At 72.5% G+C, this 21223-nt stretch carries 22 protein-coding genes; 12 read left to right on the top strand and 10 right to left on the bottom strand.

The genetic code is table 11. The features are described 5' to 3' along the window. Nucleotides 1-222 precede the first annotated feature (222 nt). Nucleotides 223-399 (top strand): hypothetical protein, encoded by a 177-nt coding sequence (locus tag BUS84_RS38570; RefSeq protein WP_167627024.1) that lies wholly within the window; start codon nucleotides 223-225, stop codon nucleotides 397-399. A 13-nt stretch (nucleotides 400-412) separates the two neighbouring features. Here BUS84_RS38570 and BUS84_RS05115 read toward each other — a convergent pair whose 3' ends face one another. Next, nucleotides 413-2227 carry an acyl-CoA dehydrogenase gene (locus BUS84_RS05115; RefSeq protein ID WP_074309167.1) on the bottom strand — a complete coding sequence of 605 codons (1815 nt, stop codon included), beginning with the start codon at nucleotides 2225-2227 and terminating at the stop codon, nucleotides 413-415. A gap of 337 nt (nucleotides 2228-2564) precedes the next feature. On the opposite strand from BUS84_RS05115, the gene BUS84_RS05110 reads away from it, so the two are divergent. The 5 genes from BUS84_RS05110 (at nucleotide 2565) to BUS84_RS05095 (ending at nucleotide 5398) form a co-directional block, all read left to right on the top strand. Continuing rightward, entirely contained in the window at nucleotides 2565-2987 is a 423-nt protein-coding gene (locus BUS84_RS05110) for an MmcQ/YjbR family DNA-binding protein (protein WP_074312120.1), read from the top strand. A 167-nt stretch (nucleotides 2988-3154) separates the two neighbouring features. Then, the gene (locus BUS84_RS39600; protein ID WP_244298388.1) at nucleotides 3155-3478 is read left to right on the top strand and encodes a hypothetical protein; all 324 of its coding nucleotides are present in this window, start codon (nucleotides 3155-3157) and stop codon (nucleotides 3476-3478) included. Further along, the gene (locus tag BUS84_RS05105) at nucleotides 3457-4188 is read left to right on the top strand and encodes a major royal jelly family protein (protein ID WP_244298387.1); all 732 of its coding nucleotides are present in this window, start codon (nucleotides 3457-3459) and stop codon (nucleotides 4186-4188) included. The genes BUS84_RS39600 and BUS84_RS05105 overlap by 22 nt, the downstream gene beginning before the upstream one ends. Before the next feature lie 69 nt (nucleotides 4189-4257). Next, entirely contained in the window at nucleotides 4258-4638 is a 381-nt protein-coding gene (locus BUS84_RS05100) for a VOC family protein (RefSeq protein ID WP_074312118.1), read from the top strand. 64 nt (nucleotides 4639-4702) lie between these two features. Then, a complete protein-coding gene (locus BUS84_RS05095; protein ID WP_074309164.1) occupies nucleotides 4703-5398 on the top strand; it encodes an alpha/beta fold hydrolase in 696 nt (231 codons plus the stop codon). A 97-nt stretch (nucleotides 5399-5495) separates the two neighbouring features. On the opposite strand, the gene BUS84_RS05090 is transcribed toward BUS84_RS05095, so the two are convergent. From BUS84_RS05090 to BUS84_RS05080, 3 genes are all read right to left on the bottom strand, one after another. Then, nucleotides 5496-6752, bottom strand: coding sequence for an MFS transporter (locus BUS84_RS05090; RefSeq protein WP_074309162.1), 1257 nt, complete (start codon nucleotides 6750-6752; stop codon nucleotides 5496-5498). After that, nucleotides 6749-7345, bottom strand: coding sequence for an ArsR/SmtB family transcription factor (locus tag BUS84_RS05085; RefSeq protein ID WP_074309161.1), 597 nt, complete (start codon nucleotides 7343-7345; stop codon nucleotides 6749-6751). Before BUS84_RS05085 ends, BUS84_RS05090 begins: the two co-directional genes overlap by 4 nt. A 61-nt stretch (nucleotides 7346-7406) precedes the next feature. Further along, nucleotides 7407-8978 carry an LLM class flavin-dependent oxidoreductase gene (locus BUS84_RS05080; protein ID WP_074309159.1) on the bottom strand — a complete coding sequence of 524 codons (1572 nt, stop codon included), beginning with the start codon at nucleotides 8976-8978 and terminating at the stop codon, nucleotides 7407-7409. Nucleotides 8979-9091: 113 nt separating this feature from the next. On the opposite strand from BUS84_RS05080, the gene BUS84_RS05075 reads away from it, so the two are divergent. Further along, a complete protein-coding gene (locus tag BUS84_RS05075) occupies nucleotides 9092-9691 on the top strand; it encodes a MarR family winged helix-turn-helix transcriptional regulator (RefSeq protein ID WP_074309157.1) in 600 nt (199 codons plus the stop codon). 107 nt (nucleotides 9692-9798) lie between these two features. On the opposite strand, the gene BUS84_RS05070 is transcribed toward BUS84_RS05075, so the two are convergent. Both BUS84_RS05070 and BUS84_RS05065 read right to left on the bottom strand, forming a co-directional pair. Then, entirely contained in the window at nucleotides 9799-11307 is a 1509-nt protein-coding gene (locus BUS84_RS05070; RefSeq protein ID WP_074309156.1) for a CehA/McbA family metallohydrolase domain-containing protein, read from the bottom strand. Nucleotides 11308-11504: 197 nt separating this feature from the next. Further along, a complete protein-coding gene (locus tag BUS84_RS05065; RefSeq protein WP_074309155.1) occupies nucleotides 11505-13499 on the bottom strand; it encodes a Xaa-Pro dipeptidyl-peptidase in 1995 nt (664 codons plus the stop codon). Nucleotides 13500-13673: 174 nt separating this feature from the next. On the opposite strand from BUS84_RS05065, the gene BUS84_RS05060 reads away from it, so the two are divergent. Then, nucleotides 13674-14024: a beta propeller repeat protein gene (locus tag BUS84_RS05060; RefSeq protein ID WP_143728235.1), complete on the top strand. Its 351-nt coding sequence runs from the start codon at nucleotides 13674-13676 to the stop codon at nucleotides 14022-14024. 60 nt (nucleotides 14025-14084) lie between these two features. On the opposite strand, the gene BUS84_RS39595 is transcribed toward BUS84_RS05060, so the two are convergent. Continuing rightward, a complete protein-coding gene (locus BUS84_RS39595) occupies nucleotides 14085-14705 on the bottom strand; it encodes a hypothetical protein (protein WP_244298386.1) in 621 nt (206 codons plus the stop codon). Nucleotides 14706-15236: 531 nt separating this feature from the next. Here BUS84_RS39595 and BUS84_RS05050 point away from each other — a divergent pair. Beyond that, the gene (locus BUS84_RS05050) at nucleotides 15237-16199 is read left to right on the top strand and encodes a helix-turn-helix transcriptional regulator (protein ID WP_084757218.1); all 963 of its coding nucleotides are present in this window, start codon (nucleotides 15237-15239) and stop codon (nucleotides 16197-16199) included. A 36-nt stretch (nucleotides 16200-16235) separates the two neighbouring features. Here BUS84_RS05050 and BUS84_RS05045 read toward each other — a convergent pair whose 3' ends face one another. Both BUS84_RS05045 and BUS84_RS05040 read right to left on the bottom strand, forming a co-directional pair. Then, the gene (locus BUS84_RS05045) at nucleotides 16236-16733 is read right to left on the bottom strand and encodes a GNAT family N-acetyltransferase (RefSeq protein WP_074309142.1); all 498 of its coding nucleotides are present in this window, start codon (nucleotides 16731-16733) and stop codon (nucleotides 16236-16238) included. A gap of 56 nt (nucleotides 16734-16789) precedes the next feature. After that, complete coding sequence (locus BUS84_RS05040; RefSeq protein ID WP_074312114.1) at nucleotides 16790-17185, bottom strand: winged helix-turn-helix transcriptional regulator; 396 nt, start codon at nucleotides 17183-17185, stop codon at nucleotides 16790-16792. A gap of 96 nt (nucleotides 17186-17281) precedes the next feature. Here BUS84_RS05040 and BUS84_RS05035 point away from each other — a divergent pair, with 96 nt between their 5' ends. Beyond that, nucleotides 17282-18139, top strand: coding sequence for an SDR family oxidoreductase (locus tag BUS84_RS05035; RefSeq protein ID WP_074309141.1), 858 nt, complete (start codon nucleotides 17282-17284; stop codon nucleotides 18137-18139). 311 nt (nucleotides 18140-18450) lie between these two features. Here the strand turns inward: BUS84_RS05035 and BUS84_RS05030 are convergent, their stop codons facing one another. Then, a complete protein-coding gene (locus tag BUS84_RS05030; RefSeq protein ID WP_074309133.1) occupies nucleotides 18451-19149 on the bottom strand; it encodes a TetR/AcrR family transcriptional regulator in 699 nt (232 codons plus the stop codon). 58 nt (nucleotides 19150-19207) lie between these two features. Here BUS84_RS05030 and BUS84_RS05025 point away from each other — a divergent pair, with 58 nt between their 5' ends. Together BUS84_RS05025 and BUS84_RS05020 are read left to right on the top strand one after the other, a co-directional pair. Then, a complete protein-coding gene (locus BUS84_RS05025) occupies nucleotides 19208-20044 on the top strand; it encodes an alpha/beta fold hydrolase (protein ID WP_074309131.1) in 837 nt (278 codons plus the stop codon). Nucleotides 20045-20227: 183 nt separating this feature from the next. Next, nucleotides 20228-21160: an ion transporter gene (locus BUS84_RS05020; RefSeq protein ID WP_244298385.1), complete on the top strand. Its 933-nt coding sequence runs from the start codon at nucleotides 20228-20230 to the stop codon at nucleotides 21158-21160. The last annotated feature ends 63 nt before the right edge of the window (nucleotides 21161-21223 follow it).

The raw sequence follows: 21223 nt of genomic DNA, 5'->3' as shown, positions 1-21223 counted from the left end.
GTGTCGGTGATATTGCGGTATCCCGTCGTCGGTGACAGCCCGATGTCGGCGATCTCGGGTCGATCACGCGCCGAGCGGATGTAGCCGTGCGGTGGGCTCACGGCGGGGCCGGGTTGCCACCTCTCCCGCCGCCCGTCGCGACGCTCGCGCATGGTTCCGGCCGGATCGGGAAGGTGACCCGGAAGTCGCCGCCGCCGGCGCGACCGGTCACCGGAGGTGGACATGCGCGCACTGCTCTGGGTTGTCGGCGTGGTCGCCGGCGTGCTGATCCTGCTCGGGCTGATCCTCGAGGCGGTCCGCTGGCTGATCATCATCGGTCTGATCGCGCTGGTGATCGTGATCATCCTGGGTGTGGTCAAGGGCCGGCAGGCCATGCAGCACCAGACCAGGCGACGGTGAGGGCCGGGGCGGCTCAGAACCAGTCCGCGCGCATGTCCAGCGTGGTCCGGTCCCGGCTGTCCAGCAGGTCGAACTGCGGACCGGTGCGGGGCAGCTCGACCCTGAAGAAGTAACGCGCGGCCTGCCGCTTGCCGGCGTGGAACGCGTCGCCGGACCCCTCCGGCGGCAGGGCCAGCACCTGCTCCAGCCACATCCACGCGATCACGACGTGCCCGACCGCCTCCAGGTAGACGCTCGCGTTGGCCAGCGCGAGCACCGGATCGCCGTCGGCCCAGAGCCGGCGGGTGACCGCGACGACCCGCTCCACCGCGCCGGCCAGCCGGTCGGCCAGCCCGGCGGCCTCTCCCCCGGCCTGCCCCGCCCGTGCGACGGTCTCGCGGATCGTCGACGTCAGCAGGGTCAGGCCGACGCCGTTGTGCATCGTCATCTTGCGCCCCAGCAGGTCCAGCGCCTGGACGCCGTGGGTGCCCTCGTGGATCGGGTTGAGCCGGTTGTCCCGGTAGTGCTGCTCCACATCGTGGTCGCGGGTGTACCCGGCCCCTCCGAGCACCTGGATCGCCAGGTCGTTGGCAGTCAGGCACCACTGTGACGGCCAACTCTTGGTGATCGGGGTGAGCACATCCAGCAGCAGGTGCGCCCGCTCGCGGTCGGCCTCGGCCGGGGCGGTCTTCTCCTCGTCGAGCAGCCGCGCGCAGTAGAGCACCAGGGCCAGCGCCCCCTCCACGTAGCTCTTCTGCGCCAGCAGCATCCGTCGTACGTCGGGGTGGTCGATGATCGGCACCTGCGGCGTGCCCGGGTCCTTGGCGTCGACCGGCCGGCCCTGCGGCCGCTCGCGGGCGTACGCCAGGCTCTTGAGGTAGCCGGTGTAGCCGAGCGCGGTGGCGCCGGCGCCCACCCCGATCCGGGCCTCGTTCATCATGTGGAACATCTGGGCCAGCCCCTGGTGCGGCGGGCCCACCAGGTGACCGACGGCGCCGGAGCGACCGGCGGGGGTGTGCCCGCCGTCGCCGAAGCTGAGCAGGGTGTTGGTGGTGCCCCGGAAGCCCATCTTGTGGTTGAGTCCGACCAGCACCACGTCGTTGCGATCGCCGAGCGAGCCGTCCGGCCCGACCAGCACCTTGGGCACGATGAACAGCGAGATGCCCTTCACCCCGGGCGGGCCGCCGGGGATCCGCGCCAGCACCAGGTGGACGATGTTCTCGGCCAGCTCGTGATCCCCACCGGAGATCCACATCTTGGTGCCGAAGAGCCGGTACGTGCCGTCCGGCTGCGGTTCGGCACGGGTGGTGATGTCGGCCAGCGAGCTGCCGGCGTGCGGCTCGGACAGGCACATGGTGCCGAAGAAGCGACCCTCCAGCATGGGCCGCACGTAGGTGTCGACCTGCTCCGCGGTGCCGTGCGCCAGCAGGAGGTTGGCGTTGCCCAGGGTGAGGAACGGGTACGCCGAGGTGGAAACGTTGGCGGCCTGGAACCAGGTGAAGCAGGCCGCCGCGACGGCGTGCGGCAGTTGCAGACCGCCGATGGAGGCGTCCAGCCCAGCGGTGAGCAGGCCGGTCTCGGCGAAGCTCTCCAGCGCCGCGCGGACCTGCGGGATCAGCCGCACCCGCTGTCCGTCGAAGGTGGGCTCGGCGAGGTCGGCGGCCCGGTTGTGCGGTGCGAACTGCTCGGTCGCCACCCGCTCGGCGAGGTCCAGGGCGTCGTCGAAGGTCTCCCGGGAGTGCTCGGCGTAGCGGGGACGCTCGACCAGCTGGGACACTCGCAGCCAGTCGTGCAGCAGGAAGTCCAGGTCGCGGCGGGAGAGCAGGGTGGACGGCACGGCGCTCCTCATCGGGCACGGGGGGGGGTGGCTCGGTCCGGGGCGCCAGCCCGGCGTCGCCCCGGCCCATCCTGACGGATCGGCCGAGCACGCACCACCGGCGGCGGGGTCAACGGCGGCCAAGAGGAAGTCGTCCTCCGGACGCGGTGGCGCGTCGAGGACGGCCCGCCACGCCTTGGCCACCGCGGCGGATCGGCCAGCATCGTTTCGAGCGAAGGGCGGCGCGGCGGCGTACGCCAGCACCGCCGCGTACCGCAGGGACTGGCCGGTCGTGGACGAGACCGACGTACGCCGCCCTGACCGGCCGAGCCGGGTGACCTGTCGTACCGGCCGGCTAGCGTCGCGGACCGTGACCGAACCCGGAGACGTCCCTGCCGAGGTCCTCGACCGGCTCCGGCCGATCTGCCTCGGGCTGCCGGAGACCTATGAGGAGCCGGCCTGGGTGGGCACCCGCTGGCGGATCCGCAAGCGGACCTTCGCCCACGTGCTCACCGTCGATCCCGACCACCAGGTCGCCCATGCCCGCGCCGCGGACGTGGACCGGCCGACCTGCCTGTTGATCTTCCGGTCGCCGCCCGACGAGATAGCCGGGCTGGTGGCCAGTGGGCATCCCTTCTACAAGCCGGAGTGGGGCCCGACCGTGCTGGGCATGGTCGTGGACGACGACACCGGCTGGGACGAGGTCGCCGAGCTGCTGACCGAGAGCTACTGCCTGCTCGCCCCGAAGCGACTCGCCGCCCTGGTGGACCGACCGGCCGCGCCACCCGGCTGAGCGTCCCGCCGGGCGGCCCGACCGGCTGCGTGGCCGGCGGTCGGCGGCGACCCACGTGCCGCCGGTTTCGGGCGGCACGGCCCGGGGATACCGCGCGCCGGGTGGCCGGGACCCCTCGGCCGCCGGTTGGAGCCGAGGACGCCGTCGGGCGAGTGAGGAGCGGTGCCGTGCCCACGCTGCCCACCGAGGAGGACCTCCGACTGACGCCGGTGCTCGCCGAGGAGCGGGTGTGCGCGGGCGTGACGACCCTGCGCGGGCGGATCTTTCTGAGCTACCCGTCGGCGGACCGGCCGGGCGTGCGGGTCGCCGAGGCACTGCCGGACGGCCGGCGCGACCCGTACCCGGATGCCGCGTGGAACCGGGTGGATCAGCCACCGGACAACGCCTTCGTCAACGTCAACGGGCTGCGTGCCGGCCCGGACGGCCGCTGTGGATCATCGACGCGGGCGCCGGGATCGGTGCCCGGCAGGTGCCGGGCGGGGCCCGGCTGATCGTGGTCGACCCGGACGGCGACCGGTTCGACCGGGTCTACCACCTGGACTCGGCGGTGCATCCCACCAGCTACGTCGACGACGTCCGTTTCCACGACGGCGTCGCTTACCTCACCGACGCCGGTTCGCCGGGCCTGATCGTGCTCGACCTCGACTCGGGGCAGGTCCGGCGAGTGCTCGACGGGCATCCGAGCACGGTGGGCGGGCCCCTGGTGGCGGACGGCCGGCCGCTGCGCGACCCCGACGGCGGTGCGGTCCACGTCCACACCGACCAGCTGGAGGTGTCGCCCGACGGCCGGTGGTTGTACTACCAACCGGCCTCCGGCGGGATGTCGCGGATCGGCACCCGATGGCTGGACGACCCGTCGGTGTCCGCAGACGAGCTGGCCCGGCGGGTCGAACGGTGGTGGGACAGCCCCAGCACCGGCGGTACGGCGATCGACGCCGCCGGCACCATCTACCTCAGCGACGTGGACCGACGGCGCATCCTCACCCTGGCGCCGGACCGCACCGTGCGCACGCTCGTCGCCGACCCCCGGCTGGCCTGGGTGGACGCAATGTGGATCGACGCCGACGCCCGGCTCTGGCTGCCGGCCGCCCAGCTGCACCTGACCGCCGGGCTCAACAACGGGCACGCGGCCGTCGACTACCCGGTCCGGATCTACCGGATGCCGGTCGAGGCCGGCCCGCCACCACCGCACCACCCCTGAACGGACGACCGGTCGGCGCGTCGGGTCGTGGTCGGTCCGGCGTACGGATTCGTCGATATCCTGGGACCCGTGCACCGGAGCCGCGTCTATGCCCTGCTGATCGACGCCCCCGAGGCGGAGGCCGCCCGGGCGGCGGCGTTCTGGTCGGCGGCGCTGGGCGTCAGCACCCGGTCCGATCCCGCGGAGCCACAGTTCATTGGTCTGCACGAGGCGCTGCCCGGGCTGGTCACCGCGGTCCAGGCAGTCGATGACACGCCCCGCTTCCACCTCGACATCGAGGCCGACGACGTGGCAGCGGAGACGGCGCGGCTGATCGCCGTCGGTGCCACCGAGGTCTCGCGATGGCTGGAGTGCCGGGTCCTGCGAGTGCCCGGCGGGCATCTGGTCGGCGTCCTGCCGGTGGCGAGTCCGCCGGAGATCTTCGCTGCCCAGGCCCGGACCTGGCCGTGACCCCGACGCCTCCGCGCCGGCCGGCGCTGGCGCGTTGTCGGAGGGCCCCGCTAGGGTCCGGACCATGGCAGAGTTCGTACTGGTGGCGGGGGCGTGGCTGGGGTCGTGGGTGTGGGACGAGGTGCTGCCGCCGCTGCGCGCGGCCGGCCACGGCACCCACCCGCTGACCCTCTCCGGCCTCGCCGAGAAGCAGGGTGCGCCGGCCGGGCAGCAGACCCACGTGCAGGACATCGTCGGTGAGATCGAGCGGCGGGGCCTGCGCGACGTGGTGCTGGTCGGGCACAGCTACTCGGGCATCCCGGTGGGTCAGGCCGCCGAGCGGATCGGCGACCGGCTGACCCGGGTGGTCTTCGTCGACTCGGAGGTGCCGGTCGACGGCCGGTCGTTCGCGTCCGGCTGGTGGCAGGGCCCGGCGGCGTTGGAGTCGCTGCTCGCCGACAACGGCGGCTACTGGCCGCCGCTGAGCGCGGACGATCTCGACGGCCAGGGGCTCACCGACGAGCAGGTCGCCCGGCTGACCAAGGGCTTCACCCCGCACCCCGGCGCCACGCTGACCGAGCCGGCCGTGCTGGCCCGCCCGCTCGGCGAGCTGCCGACCACGTACGTCAAGTGCCTGCTCGACGGGCCCGAGCCCAACGACACCGTGGCCGGGTTGCTGTCCAGTGAGCACTGGCGACTGGTCACGATGGACACCGGCCACTGGCCGATGGTCTCCCAGCCCGCCGAGCTGGCCCGGCTGCTGCTGGCGGCAGCGGCCTGAGCTGCCCGGGTCGCTCGGGCGATAGCGGCAATCCTCGTCGGGCGCTCCCGGCTGGCGGTGCGGCGCCCGCCGCACCGCCGGTCGTCTACCGGAGCGGTCAGGTCACCGCATCGTCGAGGCTGGTTATGTGGCGCACCGGCGACGCGACCAACCACAGCACGGCGAGGACGCCGCCCAGGCCCGCGATGACGAGCGTCGGCCGTAGCCCGATGGTGGTGCCCAGCGCGCCGCCGACCAGCGCGCCGAGCGGCCGGATCCCGTAGTTGACGGCGCTGTACGCGCCGGCCCGGCGGCCTCGCGCGTCGTCGGGTGTGACCGCGGTGAGGAGGGCGTTCAGGTTGACGTCCATGAGCATCACCCCGACGCTGGAGACCAGCTCGATGGCCGCCAGCATGGCAACCTTCGCCCAGGTCGGGCCGGTCACCAGCGCGGTCAGGGCCAGCGGCGCGGGAAAGAGCACGACACCGATCATCGCGGTACGGCCCAACCCGATGGCGCGAGTGACCCGAGGCGCCAGCGCCGCGCCCGCCAGTCCACCGATCGCACCGGCGCCGAACGCGATGCCGATGGCGCCGGCGGACAGGTCGAGGTCACGACTGGCGTACAGCACCAGCAGTGCGGTGGCGATGAAGGTGAAGAAGTTGACGGTGCTGGTGCAGCCGAGAGCGGCGCGCAGCACCGGGTGCCGCAGCACCAGCACGAGCCCTTCGCGGACCAGACCGAGGGTGGACGACCGCCGCGGCGGCGGAGGCGATTCAGCCACCGGGATGCGACTGATCAGCAGCGCGGAGACGAGGAACGACACGGCGTCGACGACGACCGCGACCGGCGCGGTCAACGCCTGGACCAGTCCCCCGCCGACGGCCGGGCCGGCCACGAACGAGACCGCACGGCTCATGCTGAGCTTGCTGGTCGCGTCGATGTAGGCCGACGGCGGCACCAGTGCCACGAAGAACGCCTGGCGCGCCATGGCGAACAGCACCGCCCCGGCGCCGGTGAGCAGCGCCACCAGGTAGAGCTGGGTGAGGGTGACCGCGCCGAACAGGTACGCCACCGGCAGGCTGAGCAGGACGGCCGCGCGGATCAGGTCGGCGACGATCAGGAGCCGGCGCTTGCGGGTGCGCTGGTCCACCCACGCGCCGAGGAACAGTCCCAGCAGGTTGGGCAGCCAGATCAGCGCGGTGAGGATGCTGACCTGCGCGGGCGTCGCGGCGAGCAGAGAGACGGCGATCAGCGGGAGGGCCAGCTCGCTGATGCGGTCGCCGAACTGGGAAACCGTCTCGCCGATCCAGAAGGTGCGGAACCGCCGGTCGCGGTGCAACGCCGGCGGGGGCGCGGTGCCGACGGTGGTCACGACGTCGCCGGGTCGTCGCCGGGCTCGGGCAGCAGGTAGCGCAGCATCCGGACGACGTGCGCGCCGGCCGGTGGAGCCTGCTCGTCCTTGCGCCGCACGTACGGGGCGAGCAGCTGCTCGATCGCGTCCTCCAACTGCTGCAACTCGTCGGGGGTGGCCACGAACCGGGTGTCGGCCACCCCGGCCAGCCCGCGCCACTCGGCGTCCAGCCGGGGCTCGTCGTGCAGCAGCCACTGCTGCGGCGCGTCGGCGGACCGGGCGAACATCTCGCCGCGCAGCTGACGGCCGGCGGCCTGCCCCTCGGCGTCGTCGGGCAGCGTGAAGCGGAAGCCACGGGAAACGGCCTGCCACCAGCGTTCCCGCTTGCTGGTGGCGCCCTCCCAGTCGGTGACCAGCCCGAACGTCGCGAGGTGCCGCAGGTGCCAGCTGACCACCGAGGGCGTGGCGCCGACGTGCGGCGCGAGCCCGGTGGCGGTGGCCGGGCCGTGCTGCTGGAGACGGTCGAGGATGGCCAGCCGGACCGGGTGCGCGAGCGCCCGCAGCGCCTGCGGCTCGGTGATCTCGAAGTCCCCGTAGGGATTCTTGAGAGACATGTTTCGAAAGTAGTCTCTCAGGTCTGGGGAGGCAACCCCGGGCCGAGCCGGATCCCCGCGATCAGCTCACCCCGAGCCGGGCCAGCGGTTCGACCAGCTCGCGCTCCTCGTAGCTCAGGTGGGACAGCAGGGTGTCGGTGAGCAGGTCCACCGCGGCGCGCAGCTCGGCCAACCCGTCCGGCGCCCCGACGTACGCGACCAGGGCCCGGTCGACGCCCTCCAGGACGTCGTGGATGACGTGGTGTTCCTGCTCCAGCCGGTCGATGACCGGACGGAGCCGGGGGTCGGCCTGCCGCAGCCGCGGAAAGAGAGCCTGGTCCTCGATGGTGTGGTGGGTGGTGACGATGCGGCAGTAGGACTCGCAGTAGGTGCCGAGCGTCCACCGGTTCTGCCGCATGGTCATCGTGTTGATGTGCGACCGGGCCGCGCCGGCGTCGATCTCACCGGCGGCGACCTGCTCGATCAGATCGTGGATCTGGGCCAGCTCACCGCGCAGGCCGTCGTGCACCTGCACCAGGTGCTGGCCGGTGGCCTGCTCCTGGGCGGTGTAGGTGCGCGCCGGGTCGGGCGCGGGCCCGCTCGGACGGGCCGACTCGTCCCAGACGCGCTGGTCGCTGAGCCGCCGCCCGTCGTCGGGGGTCGGCACCACGGCGAACGCGCCGGCGGTCGCGCTCGCGCGGGTCGGCTGCGCCGGGGGCGCGACGACCACGGCGGGCTCCGGCGTACGTGCCGGCGTGGTGCCACGGTTGCGCTCGGCGGCGACCAGCTCACGCACGGCGGGCGCCACCTCGCCGGCGAACCGGCGCAGGTCGTCGGGGTCGTCGCTGGCGAGGATGAAGGCGCTGATGCCATCGCCCAGCGCCAGCTCGACCAGCTCCCGCACCCACTGCTCGGCGGGCCCGTGCAGCGGGCCGCGCCCGGCGGACGTGAACTGGCCGGAGATGTTGAGCAACCGGCGGACGTCCCCGGGCGAGCGGCCGGCCTGCCGCGCGGCGTCGTCGATGATCTCGTTGCCCTTGGTCAGGTCACCGGGCTGGAGGTAGCCCAGCGAGGGCAGCCATCCGTCGGCCCGGCGACCGGTGAGTTCGAGCATGCGCGGCTTGTACGCGCCCAGCCAGATCGGCACCGCGTGCGCGGGGGCCGGGCCGCGCTTGGCGCCGGCAACCCGGTGGAACTCGCCGTCGACCCGCACTCCCCCACGCGCCTCGGCGTCCCAGAGCTGGCGGATGACGTCGATGGCCTCCTCCAGCGCCCGCACTCCCTGCCCGGGGGTCAGCCGTCGGCCGCCCATCGCCTCGATGGCCTCCCAGAACGCCCCCGCGCCGAGGCCGAGTTCGACCCGGCCGCCGCTGAGCAGGTCCAGGCTGGCGACGCTGCGGGCGAGCACGGCCGGCGGGCGCAGCGGCAGGTTGGTGACGTTCGCCGACAGGTGCACCCGGTCGGTCCGCGCGGCGACGTAGCTCAGCAGCGTCCAGGTGTCGAGGAACTTCGGCTGGTACGGGTGGTCCTGGAAGGTGACCAGGTCCAGACCGACCTGCTCGGCCAGGACGGCGAGGCCGACGGCGCGGTCCGGATCGTCACTGCCCGGGGTGGTGAACGATCCGAAGAGCAGGTCGTGGCCGTAGTCGCTCATCTGCGAGCCTCCCGTTTCGCGCGACGATCGGACGATGCGCCGTGACCTCAACCTTATGTCACACAGAACATCGTCCGCCAACAAGGTCTGTGCGGCTGCGCTACTGTCGGCGTATGACGACGGGTGCCAGTGAGGTGCGGGACCGGCCCGATCCGCTCGACGAGGACCTGGGCTGGATGCTCGGGATCGTCTTCCGTGGCTACGTCCGGGCGGCCGAGCACGCGCTCACCGACTTCCCCGGCGGCCCGCGCGGCTACCAGGTGCTCACCGCCGCGATCAACGCGCCGGCCCGGAACCAGGGCGCGATCGCCGAGGAGCTCGGCATTGACCGCACCGTGCTCACGTACGTCATCGACGACCTGGAACGCCCCGGGTACGTGGCCCGTCGGGCGGACCCGGGCGACCGGCGCAGCCGGCTGGTGGACGTCACCGACGCCGGCCGCGCGGCCTGGGAGCAGCGGCGGCGGGCGCTGCGGCAGGTCGAGTCGCACCTGCTGGCGGCGCTCACGCCGGCCGAGTCGGCGACGCTGCGGGCCCTGCTCCAGCGGGTCGCCTGCTCGGCCCAGGCGGTCGACCCGCTGCGCGACCTCTGCGAGGTGGTCGCGCAGGTGCAGCCCGACCCGGCGACCCCTCCCCCGAGCCGGACGGCGACAACGCCCGAGCCCGGCCGGCGGGCACCCGTCGCCCGAGCCCGCCGCCGCGGCACCGACTGATCCCGGGCGACCTGCCCGCTACCCGCCGAACGCGGCGCGGGTCCGCCGGCACCGCCCGACCGTCGTGCGTCGAGCCGTGCCGGCGGACCCGCAGTGCCGTGCCGGGGTCAGCGCACCTGCACGAACACCGGGTTCGAGTAGAACCACAGGTCGTCCCACGGGCTCTCCAGCCCGTCGGCGAGCGGCTCGGCCTCGTCGGTGCTGGTGCCGCGGACCCGGGCGTAGGTGTCGGCCTCGACGTTGCGCAGGGTGTGCCGGATGACGTAGTCCGCACCCTGCCGGCGCCAGTCGCGCGGGCCGAAACGGGCCACCACCTTGGTGGTGGGGTTGGTGTCGGCATCCGGGTTGGTGCTCGGACCGGTGATCTGGCCGACGATCAGGTCGACCCGGCGGACCTCGGGCCGGTCACCGTTGGCGTTCTCGCCGTCCAGCGGACGGAACCTGATCTCGATCTCGACGTCGGTACGGTCGCGGCGGCTGACCGTGATGGTCTCGCCCACCTCGGCGGTCCGGCCCTGGGAGCTGGCGGTGACGTCGAGGCTGCGGATCAGATCGCCGGTGGTGACCCAGATCCGGCCGTTGCGCAGGCCGTCCATGATGTCGCCGTAGTCCTGGCGGGCGTGCACGTAGGTCTTGCTGTACTCGCCCGGCCAGAAGTCCGAGCCGCCACGCGTCCAGTGCACGTGCGAGTCCGAGGTCGCGGTGATCCACCAGCGTCGGCCCTCGCCGAGCAGCGAGTCCCACAGCCCGCCGACCCGCGCGGTCATCTGGTCGAAGCCGCCGTAGGTGGGGTGGTTGCCGTACCCGCCCCGCTTGCCGCCGTTGAGCGGACCCGCCTGGTGGCCGGGCGCGCCCTCGAAGCCGATGTAGACGTCCGGCGCGGCGTTGTTGCCGTTACGGAACTCGCGCGGAGTGTCCTGGCCGTAGACGCCGAGCCCGGGCGCCGAACGGGACGCGTGGTGGGCGATCACCAGCGGCTTGTGCGGCATGCCCCGCGCGACCTTGAGGAACTCCACCATCTTGGCCTCGGTGTCCCGGCCCGGGTCGGTGGGGAAAGCGTCGTACTTGGCGAACCGGCTCTCCAGCTCGAAGAGCTGCTTCGCCTCGTCGTCGTGACGCGGGATCATCAGCGTGTGGTGGTCCAACGAGGGTGCGTCGAACTCCATGCCCCAGAACTGAAGCACCTCGGGGACCAGCTTGCGCGAGCGCAGCAGGTCGGGGTACGCCTGCTCGATGTTCACCTTCGAGTGGGTGGGTCCACCGTGGTCGGTGCACATTGCCCAGCTCAGGCCGAAGTTCTTGGCCATGATGGCGTTGGTGACGATCGGGTAGACCGCGTCCGCGCCCTTGTGGAAGACCACGGGCGACTTCGTGGTGTCGAACTCGCCGCTGTACTCCGAGTGGACATGGTGGTCACCGGCGCGCCACGCCCGGGCCTTCGAGCCGCCCCGGTCGCTCCGGTCGTCGCCGGGCCGGCGCTCCTCATCGGCCCACGCCGCGGCGCCGCCCACCAACGGGCTGGCCGCGGCCAGCGTCGCGCCGACGCCCGCGTACTTGACCAGCTTGCGCCGCGACAGCTGCGCGCGCTCGACCTCTTCGGGTTGCTTGTCCCTCACGTGAGAGCCTCTCCTCGATCAAGCGAATGCTATTTCGATCAAGAAGCCTCGAAGAGGGTCGTGAACGGCGGCTGTACGGGATGCGGGTCCACGATGAACACCCTGCCTGGACCCGCTGAAAGGCTCGGCCGCCAGTGGCGGGACGCTGTGTGCCGGTCACCCGTGGCAGCGCGGGGTGCCGGAGCCGGGTCGCCCGGTCAGGGCACCTGCCGGGTGTCCGGCGCGGTCCGGGCCGCCGACGGGTCGGCCGGGGCGGTGACCACGCGCGGTGCGACGTCGACCGCGGGCAGCCCGGCCCGACCGGCGAGCGGGAGGATCAGCTCGCTCCGACCCAGGTCGACCCGGACGGTGGCGTCCCGGTCGTCGGTCTCGGTGAACTCCGGGTCGCTCTGGCCGAGCACCAACCCGAGCACATGGCCGGCGGGAAGCACCGCGTCGTAAGCGTTCAGCGGCACGGTCACCGTGTACCAACGGTCCGGCCGCAGCGGGGTGCTGAACTGCAGTGAGCGGTGGTGGGCGGCGTCGAGCCAACCCCGGGTCAGCACCGCGTGGTCGGAGACCGCGGTGATCTCCTCGGTGTCCCGGTAGCAGGCGTCGTCGGCGGCCGTGGAGGCTCCCCAGCAGGACTCGGTGCTCAGCGTCCGCACCCCCTCCGAGCTGTCGTAACGGATCCGCTCGGCGGTGCCGTAGTCGACCAGTCGGGCGCTCAGCTCGGTGGTCGGTCGGTCCACCCGGATCCGCAGTCGCACCGAGGGGCTGCCGGAGATCCGTACCGGCGCGGCGAGCGCGCCGGAGAGGAAGACCAACCGTCCGGCGGTCGCGGTGCTCGGCTCGGCGACCAGCTCGACCTCGCTCAGCGACTCGTCGACGTACGCCTGCTCGCGGCCCGGCCGAGCGCCGCGCCCGCCGAGGGTGCCGGTAACGCCGTCTCCGGCGCCGAGGGCGACCCGGACCGAGCGGGTGCCGGGCGCCGGCCAGTCCCGCTGCGTCGTCCACGTCCCGGGCGCGGTCTCCAGATCGACCCGCGGCTCGTCCATGACCCCGTTGCGCAGCCCCTGCAACCAGTAGTCGAACCAACGGTGCAGAGAGTCCACCCACTCGGCGCGCCGGACGTCGAACGGGTCCTCGTGGCCGGCCTGGTAGAGCCAGAGCTTGCGGGGCACGCCCTGCTCGGCCAGCTCCTGCCACCAGCGGGCGAACTGGCTGGTGGTGACGTTCAGGTCGTTGACACCGTGCGCCACGAACACGCTGGCCCGGACCCGGCCCGCGGCGGGCCGGTAGTCGCGTTGCGCCCAGAAGCCGTTGTAGTCACCGGTCTCCTCGGCGCTGTCGGCGCGCAGCCGGGCCAGCACCTCCGCGCAGGCCCCGTCCGTGCGGCCGTTGACGTACGAGTGCAGGTAGCCGGGATAGTCGGCGGACCGCAGCACCCCCTGGTAGCGCATGTAGTCGTACCAGCTGGAGATCGCCGAGATCGGCACGATGGTCGCCAGCCCCGGCACGCCGGTGGCGGCGACCCCGTTGGCGACCGAGCCGTCCCACGACTTGCCGATCATGCCGACGCGCCCGGTGCTCCAGGCCGCGCTGACCGGTCGGCCGTCGGCCGTGAAGGCGCGGGCCCGCCCGTTGAGCCAGTCCACCACGGCCTTGGCGCTGCCCACCTCGGCCGGGCCGCCGACGTCCTCGCAGCCGGTGGAGCGGGCGGTGCCGGCGAGGTCCACCGCGGCGAACGCGTAGCCACGCGGGACGAAGTAGTTGTCGTAGAACAGTGGCGCCTTGGCGATGACGCCGGCCGCGTCGTACGTCTTTCGCTCGCTCTCGTTGCCCCGCCCGCAGCAGAGGTAGTAGGGCGAGGCGTCCATGATGACCGGCACCCGGACTCCCGCGGCGGCGGCCTCCCGGGGCCGGACCAGGTCCACCGCCACCCGGTCCCGCACCCCGTCGCCATCGCTGTCGGCCCGGGTCTCCACCCAGACGCTCTCCCGGATCGCGTCCGCGTAAGAGTAGACGGGAACGGTCTTGTCGCCGACGACGTGTGGGGGTGTCGGACGGTGCCGCGCGGCGGCTTCGGCCGCCTCCGGGGCGGCGGCCGGTGCGGCGGGCGCGGGCGCGGCGGGCAACGCCGCGAGCAGCAGGCCGGCCAGGACGGCGGCGACCCGGGCGCGGGTGCGGGCGGTCGACGGTGCGGACGACATCGGTGTCCTCCCCAGGGGTGCGGCGCGTGGATCACATTCCATCGCATCGATGTCCCTCTTGCCTAGTGCCTGCGCCGATCCCGTCGTCGAGCATTCCGTCCCCGGGGGGCTGCCCATCGATGCCCGTCTTCGTAATGGTCGCTGCTCTCCGGGCAGCCGTGGGTCACCCGGGTCGTGGTCGATTCGGCCCGCGCCGGTCGGGTGTACGTGACGCTGTCCGCGTACCGGTCGGGATCGGACCGGCCGTACGTGCTGGGCTCGCTGGACGGCGGGCGGCACTTCGTGGACGTCAGTGGCACGCTGCCCCGGGCGCCGGTCAACGATCTGGTGATCGGCCGGGGGCTCACCCTCTACGTGGCAACCGACCAGGGCGTCTTCGTGAGTCCGACCGGTGGGGCGATCTGGCTGCGGCAGGGCCGGGGGCTGCCGATGGTCCCCGTCGACGACATCGAGTACGACGCGACTCACCAGCGCCTGGTGGCCGGCACCTTCGGCCGCGGCATCTACCAGGTCCGGGTCGGCTGAACGCGCACCGTCGCCGTCGGTCGCCGATGGCGACCGGCGGGGCGGGCGGCCACGTCGTCATCAGGTCCGGGCGCGGGGCAGCCAGCCCAGGAATCGGAGCCGAGCCCCGGACAACGGCAGCGTGGGCAGGTCCTGGGCGGCGGCGGCGAGGCAGGAGCCGAGGTACACGGCGAGGGCGGCGCGCGCCCCACCGAACTCAGCGAGGAGTTGACTCTGCTTGGTGGCGCAGGGCCACTCGCGACCACATCCGGTGCAGGTCCAGGTCGGTGGGCTGGGCAGGTGTTCCGGCAGCTTCGGCCGGTACCGGCCCTCGACGTTGTTGTCCGAGCGTACGTCGCGTCGCCCGGGCACCGGGCGCCCGTTGCGGTGCGTGGGCTGCCGGGCGGCGGGCAGGTAGCGCCGGACGGTGCCGAGGAGTACGCCGACGCGGATCAGTGCGTCCGGCCCCACCTGGTGAGTCAGCAGCGCCGTCAGCAGGTGGTGCCCCAGCAGGTCCAGGGAATCGCGGTTCAGGCGCAGGTCGCGGCACAGGTCGACGAACTGGGGCGTGGTGAGGGGCACCTGGTCGTCGAGCGCGCGGCGCAGCACCTCGCGCAGCGCAACCCCGAGGCTCTGCAACGCGTCCGTCTCGCCCAGCGCCAGGCTGTCCTCGCCCGCCACCCGCGCGAGCGTCTCGGCCACGGCGAACCGAACGACACGGTCAGATTCGATACTGTCCAATGGTCTCCCCCTACGTGGCCAGTCGCCCGGCGTCCCTACCGTGTCCCGGGAATCATGAAAAGAATTCCGCCGGTGCAACCTGAATGGCTAGGCCAATAGACGCAAGAACCCCGGAGGCGGTAGCCGGAAAGCGAAGTCGATCCGACGGATCGGACGAGCGCGAGCGGAATACGGGCGGATTATCGTAGGGGTTGAATTCCCGTCAATGGCTATTGCCATAGCGGAATTCAAAGATCAGCTCCGATCCACACCGGCTCGACCGGCCCTCACCGTCCCGCTCACGACGCTTGCACCCCGAGATCGCCCAACCCGAACACCCCCGCCGTCAGGTCCCACCACCCGTCCGAACTGGACGGCGCGGGCGGGCACTGGCACCGCAACCGCTCCGCCGGCAGCAGCGTGCCGGGACACCGCCTCCGCGCAGGCACGTCCCGACCTCGCCGCCGGTCCTGGTCCACCACCCGGCGGCACCATTCCGGACGGAGACAGCGGATGACGTCACCAGTGCAGACCCGAGGGTTCGACAGCAGAGATCCGTCGGCCATCCACCACTTCCTGGCCAGGACGTACGACACGGACCTGCGCATGCGCGGCGGGGACGACGGATACCGGCTCGTCCACCAGCGCGTCGACGCCGGGCCGTTCGCCCTCGCGACCACCGCTCAGACGGCGTACCTCGACATCGAGGTGGGTACCATCGACGGACTGGTGATCTGCCGCACCCGCACCGCCCGAGTCGACCGCACCTGCGACGGTATGGCCCACCGGCTCGCGCCCGGTGACGTCTTCCTCGCCACCACGCCCGACCTGCCGCACACCGTGCGTTGGCACCCCGGCGAGGTGGAGATCTGCGTGCTGGACCTCGCGGTGCTGGCGCAGGTCGCCACCGCCGCGCCGAGCCGACGGCCCGGTCAGATCCGGTTCACCGACCTCGGCCCCGCCACTGCCGCCCTCGCCCGGCAGTGGCGCAACACCACCAGCTATGTCGGCGACGTCGTCCTGAACAACCCGATCGCCAGCGCGCAGCCGCTGGTGATCGGCAACGCCGCGCGGATGCTCGCCGCGTCGGCGCTCACCGTCTTCCCCAACACGGCGGTCACCGATCCGACCATCGAGGACCGACGCGACGCCAGCACCGTCACGTTGCGCCGGGCGATCGCCTTCATGGACGAGCACGCCGACCGGGACATCACCGCGGCCGACATCGCCGACGCCGCCGCGGTCTCCCTGCGGGCGGTGCAGCTCGCCTTCCGCCGTCATCTCGACACCACCCCGATGGCATACCTGCGTCGGGTCCGGCTCGATCGGGCCCACCACGACCTGCTCCGGGCCGACCCTCGCTGGGACACCGTGTCGGCGATCGCCAGTCGGTGGGGATTCGTCAGCCACAGCAGATTCACCGCCCGGTATCACGCCAGCTACGGGGTGCCGCCCCGCGAGACGCTCAACGCCTGACCGGGACAGGCCGGGTCGGGCACCGCCTCGGACGTGTCACGAGGCGCGCGGCAGCGTGAGCCACTCCTGCCAGGTGATGTCGCGGCCCAGATAACGGGGCTGCTGGAAGGGCCAGTCGGCGGCGATCCACTGCGGCACCAGCGCGTCGAGCGCCCGCTCGGCCTCTCCGCCGACCAGGTCGTCCACCACCCACCAGGAGACCTCGCCGTCGGAGCCGGTGCGCTCGGGCGGGTCGATGTAGACGCAGCCAAGGATCGCCGTCTCCCGCTCGTCCAGCAGCGCGTAGTTGAACGACTGGTGCGCGGCTATCTCCTTCTCGTGCCGCAGCAGGTCGGCGCGGTCCTCGTCGTAGGTCATCGTCTCCTGCGGCCAGGCCCAGGCCGGGCCGAAGATCTCCCACAGGCGCTCTCGGGAGCCCATCACGGCGGGGTAGTCGAGCGCGGTGTCCGCCTCCCGGATCGGCCGCAGGTGCAGCGCGGTGTTGGGCACGGGCACGTGGACGGGGTGGACGAAGTCGTCAGGAAGCCAGCTCATGAGGGCTGAGGCTACAGCTGGTCGACGCGGGATGATCAATGCGGCGTGGGTGGCCTCTAGCCCCGGTCGCGCTCGTGGGCGTCGCGGGCGGTCTGCAGCTCGGGCACCGAGGCCTCCAGCAGGTCGGCGAGGCCGCGAAGCTGCTCGGCGACCCGGGCGCCGATGGGGGTGAGCGAGTATTCGACACGCGGCGGGATCGCCGTGAGGACCTCGCGGGTGAGCATGCCGTCGCGCTCGAGGGTCTGCAGGGTCTGGGAGAGCATCCGCTCGCTCACCCCGTCGATGCGGCGGCGTAGCGCGTTGAACCGGTACCGACCCTCGCCGAGCGCCAGCAGGGCCAGCGAGGCCCATTTCGAGGTGACGTCCTCGAAGGCCGCGCGGGAGGTGCAGCCGCGCGCGAAGACATCGCTGACGAGTTCCTGGGTAGGCCCCGCCGGGTCCTGGGCCGGCATGTCGCTCACCTCACCAGCCTACCCCACAGTTACGGCTTAGCATGTGCTGTAGATTCGTAAGTGCTTACAGGTTTGCGTCACCCATCGGAGGTTGCCATGCCCACCTATGCCGTCACCGGCGCCACCGGCCGGCTGGGCCGGCTGGTGATCGAGCACCTGCTCGACACCGGCGTGCCCGCCGCCGAGATCGCCGCCATCGTCCGCACCCCGGAGAAGGCCGCCGACCTCGCCTCGCGTGGCGTCGAGATCCGTCGGGCCACCTACGACGACCCGTCGACGCTGCCCGGCGCCGTGGCCGGCGTACGCCGCCTGCTGCTCATCTCCGGCGACACGCCCGGCCACCGCGTGCGCCAGCACACCGCGGTCATCGACGCGGCCAAGCTGGCCGGGGTCGAGCGCCTGATCTACACGAGCATCCTGCGCGCCGACACCACCACCAACCCGCTGGCGCCGGAGCACAGGGCCACCGAGGAGGTCCTCGCCGCGTCAGGCCTCCCGCACACCGTGCTGCGCAACAGCTGGTACACCGAGAACTACACCGACCAGCTGCCGCAGTACCTGCAGAGCGGCACGATCCTCGGCGCCACCGGTGGCAGCAAGGTCTCCGCCGCGACCCGGGCCGACTACGCGGCCGCCGCCGCCGCGGCGCTGACCCGCGAGGAGGACGGCAACACCGTCTACGAGCTGGGCGGCACCGCCTTCACCTTCGACGAGCTGGCCGCGGCGGTGACCGAGGTCACCGGCACCACGGTCGTCCACCAGGACCTGTCGGCCGCCGAGCTGGCCTCGGCCCTGGAGAACGTCGGCCTCGACGCCGGCACCGCCGGGTTCGTCGCCGCGCTCGACCACTCCATCGCGATCGGTGAGCTGGTGACCGACAGCGACGACCTCAGCCGGCTGATCGGCCGGCCGAGCACCCCGCTGCACGACGCGATCCGGGCCGCGCGGGCCTGACGTTCGGCCGCGTCGACCGGCACCCGGGCGGCCGACGGGTGTCCACGCCCGCCGCCCGGCGCGGGACGTGGACTACCCGGCGTCGTCGGCGCCGTCGGTCAGGTCAGCCAGGATGTCCGCCGCGTCCCGGTCATCGTTCGCGGCCCGTTCCCGCAGGTCGGCAAGATCGTAATCCGACACGCTCGCACCTCTCACCCGAGTGCCTGGCGGCGGCACGTCCGGCTCGCCGACCTCTTCGGCCCGTGCTGGGCAGCCCACGGGTCCCGCGCGCCCACCACCACCGACGCTAGACCCCGGCATCGCGTCGGGGTTCAGCCCGCGTCCGAGGGCTCGGGCAGGAGCAGCCCGGTCAGCAGGCTGCGCAGGGTGCGCTCGAACAGGCCCGTCCGAGGCGCGGGTGGCGAGGGCTGACTGAACGCCGCGACCAGGTGCGGGTACGCCGTGAGGTCGGCGCCGGCGAAGGTGAACGACCCGGTCGTGGCCTCGCTGCGGGCGAAGAGGCTCACCACGCCGGTCACCATCGCGATCGCCTCGAACTTGGCGGTGACGGCGCAGCCGACGGGCTCGAGGATGCGGAGGCAGTTGTCGAACCAGGCCAGGGTCTCCGGGCCGACGCCGGATGGTCGGTGGGTCACGTCGGTCAGCCACGGGTGGCGCCGGTGCAGCGCCAACTGCCGCCGGGCCAGCAGCAGCATGGCGTCCAGCCAGTCGCCGTCCGCCCGCGGGTACGGCCGCAACTCCCCCACCACCCGGTCGGTCATGAGGTCCAGCAGGTCGTCACGGGACGACAGGTATCGGTAGAGCGATCCGGCGCCGGTGCCCAGCGCGGTGGCGACGCCCCGCATCGACACCGCGGCGAGGCCGTCCTCGTCCGCCAACGCGATGGCGGCCGCGACGATGGCATCGCGACTGTGCGCCGGGGCGGGGCCGCGGCTGCCGCGTTCGGGCCTGGTCCAGATCGGCTGCCGGTCGGAGTCGCCGTCGCCGGATCTCGTGGGTGCGTCGCTCACTGATCTACTGTAAACTGCAAACATCGTTCGCAGTTTTATCGCGAGAGGCGGGCTGACTATGCAGCGGATCACGGCACGGGACGGCGCGAGCATCGCGCTGCACTCCACGGGCACCGGGCCCGGGCTCGTCGTGGTACACGGCGGCGGGGTCACCATCGACGTCTACCGACGGCTAGCCACGGCGCTCGCCGACCGGTTCACCGTGCACCTCTACAACCGGCGGGGGCGGGCGGACGCCCCACCCAGGTCGGTGCCCTACACCTTCGAGCAGGACATCGACGACCTCGCCGCGGTGCTGGAGCACACCGGGTCCGGCAACATCGTCGGCCACAGCTTCGGCGGCTTCATCGCGCTCCAGGCCGCGCTCCGACTGCCGATCGACCGGCTCGCCCTCTACGACGCTGCGGTCTCCATCGACGGCGGCTTCCCCGCCGCGTGGCTCGACGCCGCGCATGAGGCGCTGCGGGCCGGCGATACCGCGCGGAGCCTCGCCATCACGGCCGGCGGAATCAACCCACAGATGGCGGCGGCGAAGCTCCCGTTCGGCGTACGGCTGGTTATCACTCGCGCGTTCCTGCGTACGCCGATCGGGCGGATGATGGGCGACCTGCTGCCGATGACCCTGGACGAGTCCGCCCTGATCCGAGATCACGACGGCCCCGCCAGCCAATGGGCAGGGATCACCGCCGAGGTGCTGCTGGCCTGCGGCGCCGACGGCCCGCCCTACTACGTCGACCTCAACGAGGCGCTGGCCGGCGCGTTGCCCCGAGCCCGAACCCTGGTGATTCCCCGCAGCGGTCACGACGCCATCAACCGGGCCCACCCCCGGCTCGTCGACCCGCTCGCCACGTTCTTCGCGGCCCCGGTGACACCGGAACGGACCGGCCACCTCTGACGCGCCAGGCAACCGCCCAGCCGGTGGCCGAAGGCGAGACGATCCGCCGCGCGTCGGGCGCTTCGTTAGGGTGATGGGCATGCCCGCACGCCGCCCGCACCGCCACGACGACGGCCGGAGGTGGGCCCGCCCGGCGGCCTCGGCACGCACCACCGAGCCGGGCACCTGGTGAGTGGCGCACGCGTGCCCGCCCAGCGAGGCGAGCCGACCCCACCCGCGCGCCTCCGGTCCAGAGTGGTCGACGCCTGCGGCCGGCTCGCCCGGTCACGGCCCTTCGAGATCGGCATCGTCGTCGTCATCCTCGCCAACGGGGTGGTCCTCGGCCTAGAGACATACCGGGGCCTGACCGTGGCGAGCGCCGCGCTGCACTGGCTGGAGCTGTTCTTCCGCGCCGTCTTCGTCGTCGAGATCGGCATCCGGCTGGCCGCCTACGGCCGCCGCCCGCAGGATTTCTTCCGGCACGGCTGGAACGTCTTCGACTTCGCCGTGATCGCGGCGATCTTCATTCCGGGCCTGCACGGCGACCCGGCGCTGCTGCGTGTGGTGCGGGTCGCCCGGATGGTCAGGTTGGTGCGTTTCTCTCCGGGCCTTCGGACCATCGTGTCGGCCCTGTGGCGCAGCCTGCCGGGCGTCGGTGGTTTCCTCGCCCTGGCCGTGGTGACGCTCTACGTGTACGGCATGGCCGGCTGGCTGATCTTCGGCAGCAGATTCCCGGACCAGTACGGCGACATCGGCCGGTCCCTGCTGACGTTGTTCGTGCTGTTGTCCCTGGAGACGTTGCCGGACCTCATCGAGCAGGGCATGACGATCTCGCCGTGGACGCTGCTCTACTACGTCAGCTACGTGGTCATCACCGTCAACCTGCTGCTCAACATCCTCATCGCGGTGATCGTCAACTCGATGGAGGAAGCACGCCGGCTGGAGATGACCGAACGCCTGGCCCCCGGATACGACGAGGACGGCGACGGCGTACCGGACGAGGTGGACCGCATCGCGATCAGCCAACGGCTGGACGACCTGCGCGCGGTGATCGCGGAGTTGGAGCGGGAGTTGCGGATCGACCGGGACGACGGGCACGGCCGGCCGCACCGCGAGGACGCCCGCGCCGGACGGTGAGTGGACCGCCGGTGCTGGTCAGCCTGCACGGCAGGACCACGGATGCGATTCGCGCCGATGACG

This window comes from Micromonospora cremea, assembly GCF_900143515.1.
In the GTDB taxonomy this organism is placed as follows: domain Bacteria; phylum Actinomycetota; class Actinomycetes; order Mycobacteriales; family Micromonosporaceae; genus Micromonospora; species Micromonospora cremea.
This window is presented reverse-complemented; position numbering and strand designations above follow the sequence as displayed.